We start from the raw sequence: 3,285 nt of genomic DNA, 5'->3' as shown, positions 1-3,285 counted from the left end.
CGTGCCGCCCACCACCCCGCCGCCGTCCGGCGACTGCGCCGCGACGGTGTCGCTGAACTCGTGGAACGGCGGCTTCGTCGCCACGGTACGCGTCACCGCAGGCGCCGCGGCGATCAACGGCTGGGCGGTCGCCCTCACCCTGCCGGGCGGCGCGACGATCACCAACACGTGGAGCGCGCGCGCCACCGGGACCAGCGGCGCCGTGACGTTCCGCAACGTCGACTACAACGCCCGACTCTCCGCCGGAGCCACCACCGAGTTCGGCTTCCAGGGCACCGGGACCGGCCCGACCGGCACGCCCACCTGCACCGCGAGCTGACCCGTCCGACGGCCCGGCGCGGGGAACCACCCGCGCCGGGCCGCCGACGCCGTATGCACCTTCCGCCCGCCCGGGCTCTGCGGTGTCCGCCCTGGATGGTCGTCGGGACTGCCGGAGCCCCAGCCGACCGTGGTGCCGGTCCTCCGGCACTTGCCCTCAAGTCCACTTCAACTTCTACCGTCGACACGGCAGGTTCGATCGAGCGGATCAGGGCGTGGTTGGTATGAGCGTGAAGCGGACGGTACTGGTGACCGGGGGGACCGGGCGAGTGGGCGGGCAGGTCGTCGCCCGGCTCGTCGAGGCCGAGGGCGTGCGGGTGCGCGTGTTGTCCCGCGATCCGGCGAGGGCATCGGCGGCCCTGGGGCCGCAGGTGGAGGTGGTCGGCGGTGATCTCACCGTGCCCGACGGCCTGAGCGCCGCGCTGGACGGTGTGGATGCGCTGTTCCTCGTCTTCCCGTCGGTCACGGCCGACCATGCGGCAGGTCGGTTGGTGGCGACGCTGGCCGAGCGGGTCGGGCGCATCGTCTATCTGTCCACTCACGGCGTGCCGGACGACCCCGACGGTGCCGCTGGGCCGGACGGGACCATCCTGGGCTCCCACGCCCATCTGGAGGGCCTGCTCGCAGGATCGGCCGCCGAGTACGCCTTCCTGCGCTCCAGCGGCTTCGCCGCGAACACCCTGGCGTGGGCGCCGCAGATCCAGCAGTCGGACGTACTGCGGTGGTTCGTTCCCCAGGCCAGACGGGCCCTGGTGCACGAGGCGGACCTCGGGGCGGTGGCGGCGCGGCTGCTGACGGACGATCGGCACCAGCGCGCGGCCCACCACCTGACCGGCCCCGAGCAACTGACGCAGGTCGATCAGCTCGCGGCGATCGGTGCCGCGCTCGGCCGGACACTGCGTTACGAGGAGATGGACTCCGCACAGGCCGCCGCCGAGCTCTTCCCCACGATGCCGGCGGGCGTAGCCGCCGCGATCATCGCCGGCCACGCGGCGATGATCACGCACCCCGAGCCGGTCACCGACACCGTCCGGCATCTGCTGGGCCGGCCCGCACTGACGTTCGCGCAGTGGGCTCGCGACCACGTCGAGGACTTCACCGGCCGGCGGTAGGGGCCGCCCGGCCGCTCGCGGGTCATGTCGAAGACGGGCGCCCGGCTCCGTCCTCGAGGGTGACGGGGCTGTTCCGCCGTGCGGGCGGAGCGGCGGAACCAACGATCGGTAGGAGCCGGGATGCGGAAAGTGATCGCGAACGAGTGGATGACGCTGGACGGGGTGGTGCAGGCTCCCAGCTATCCCGACGAGGATCTGACCGGTGGCTTCCAGCACGGCGGCTGGCATGCCCACTACTTCGACGACCTGTCGATGGGCTGGGTGATCGAGAACGTACGCGGCGCGGGCGGCTACCTGTTGGGACGGGGCACGTACGAGATCTTCGCGGCCCACTGGCCGAACGCGCCGGAGGAGCAGCAGGTGCTCGCCGGGCCCCTGAACGCGCTACCGAAGTACGTCGCCTCGACGACTCTCGACGAGCCGCTCGGCTGGTCGAACTCGACACTGCTGCCAGACGACATCGAGGCGGCCGTGCGCGCGCTGAAGGCCGAGACGGGGAAGGACCTGCATCTGATCGGCAGTCCCGGTCTCTTCCAGACCCTGCTGGACCTCGGCCTGGTCGACGAACTCCGGGTGATGATCGATCCGCTGGTGGTGGGCGGCGGCGGCAAGCGCCTGTTCGGCGCCGACGGCGCACACCGTCCGCTGCGGCTGGCCGACAGCCAGGTGACCAGCACGGGCGCGATCATCGCGACCTACGTCGCCACGAACCCGAGTCGACCGGGTGGCGGCAGGTCGCCGAACTCGCCCAGTGCGAGTGGCCGGCGATAGTGCTGGCTGTGCCGTTGTGTATCCGAGGTGGACGAGTCCACTGATCGTCGCCCACGTCGCCGTTCTCCTGCCGGTCGCTCGACACCAGGCGGCTCCCCACCGGCTTGGGCTCCTCTCAGCCGGCGCCGAAGCAGACGAACGCGGCGGCGGTGGCATGGGCGCCACCACCACCGGCGGTGTCGAACGCGCGCTGGGCCTCGGCGAGCGCCACCGCCGGCGGAGCACCGGCATGCATCCGCCGGTGCAGGTCCAGCATCAGCGCGGTGGTCAGGTCGGCCGGGACCGGCAACACGGTGGCGATCAGGCTGCGGGTGCCCAGGGCCAGCAGCACGGCGGTGAAGCCCATCACCTCGTCGCCCGGCCGGACGCCGGAGAGGCCGGAGTCGCACGCGGAGAGCACCACGCAGCCCGGTGGGCGGGTCAGCCGCTCCAACTCGTACGCGGTCAACGGCCCGTCGGCCAGTTCGAGGGTGGAGAAGAGCGGGTTGTCGGCGCGGAAGGCGCCGTGCGCGGCGATGTGCGCCAGCCCGGCCCCGTTCAGCGCGTCGGTGACCGCGTCGGCGGTGGCGGCGCAGCCGGTGAGGGGGCGGGAGCCGGGCAGGGCCGCGCCGAGCTGACGTACCTCGGTCTCGGCGGCGGGCAGCCGGGGCCCGGCCACCAGCACCGGCGGGCCGGCCGGGACGATCCGCCCGACGGCGCGCAACCAGACCGTCGCCGAGGGCGCCACCGTCACCGGCCGGCCGGCGCAGGTCGGCAGGCCCGACCAGGGCACGGCGTGCAACGCGGCGATCGGGACGATCACCAGTGGCCGGTCGCGCAGCAGCCGGCGTACCGGGTCGAAGAGCTGCTGGTCCAGCGCGGTGGTGGCGAACTCGACCCCGGCCCGGGCACTGGCCGAGTCGCCGGTGGTGACCAGCCGGCGCAGGCCGAACCGGTGCAGGCGGGCCCGGCCCAGCGCCTCGTCGAGCGGGCCGAGGTCGTGCAGGCTGGTCCGACCGTCGCGGACCAGTACCGCCCGCAGCCGTGGCCCGTGCGCCACCAGCTCCAGCAGCACGGCGTCACCGAGCGCGGCGGCGAGGGCGCC

4 protein-coding genes are annotated in these 3,285 nt (G+C 73.5%); 3 read left to right on the top strand and 1 reads right to left on the bottom strand.

The features are described from left to right. The 3 genes from F6X68_RS31715 to F6X68_RS31705 form a co-directional block, all read left to right on the top strand. Positions 1 to 319, top strand: a 319-nt coding sequence (locus tag F6X68_RS31715) for a cellulose binding domain-containing protein (RefSeq protein ID WP_192581625.1), incomplete at its 5' end; no start/stop codon positions are given. A gap of 223 nt (positions 320 to 542) precedes the next feature. Continuing rightward, positions 543 to 1,430, top strand: a complete 888-nt coding sequence (locus F6X68_RS31710) for an SDR family oxidoreductase (RefSeq protein ID WP_151457691.1) — start codon at positions 543 to 545, stop codon at positions 1,428 to 1,430. A 120-nt stretch (positions 1,431 to 1,550) separates the two neighbouring features. Continuing rightward, positions 1,551 to 2,201 carry a dihydrofolate reductase family protein gene (locus tag F6X68_RS31705; protein ID WP_151457690.1) on the top strand — a complete coding sequence of 217 codons (651 nt, stop codon included), beginning with the start codon at positions 1,551 to 1,553 and terminating at the stop codon, positions 2,199 to 2,201. A gap of 115 nt (positions 2,202 to 2,316) precedes the next feature. On the opposite strand, the gene F6X68_RS31700 is transcribed toward F6X68_RS31705, so the two are convergent. After that, positions 2,317 to 3,285, bottom strand: a 969-nt coding sequence (locus F6X68_RS31700; protein WP_151457689.1) for a CHAT domain-containing protein, incomplete at its 5' end; no start/stop codon positions are given.

The organism is Micromonospora sp. AMSO12t, from assembly GCF_008806585.1.
Taxonomy (GTDB): Bacteria; Actinomycetota; Actinomycetes; order Mycobacteriales; family Micromonosporaceae; genus Micromonospora; species Micromonospora reichwaldensis.
This window is presented reverse-complemented; position numbering and strand designations above follow the sequence as displayed.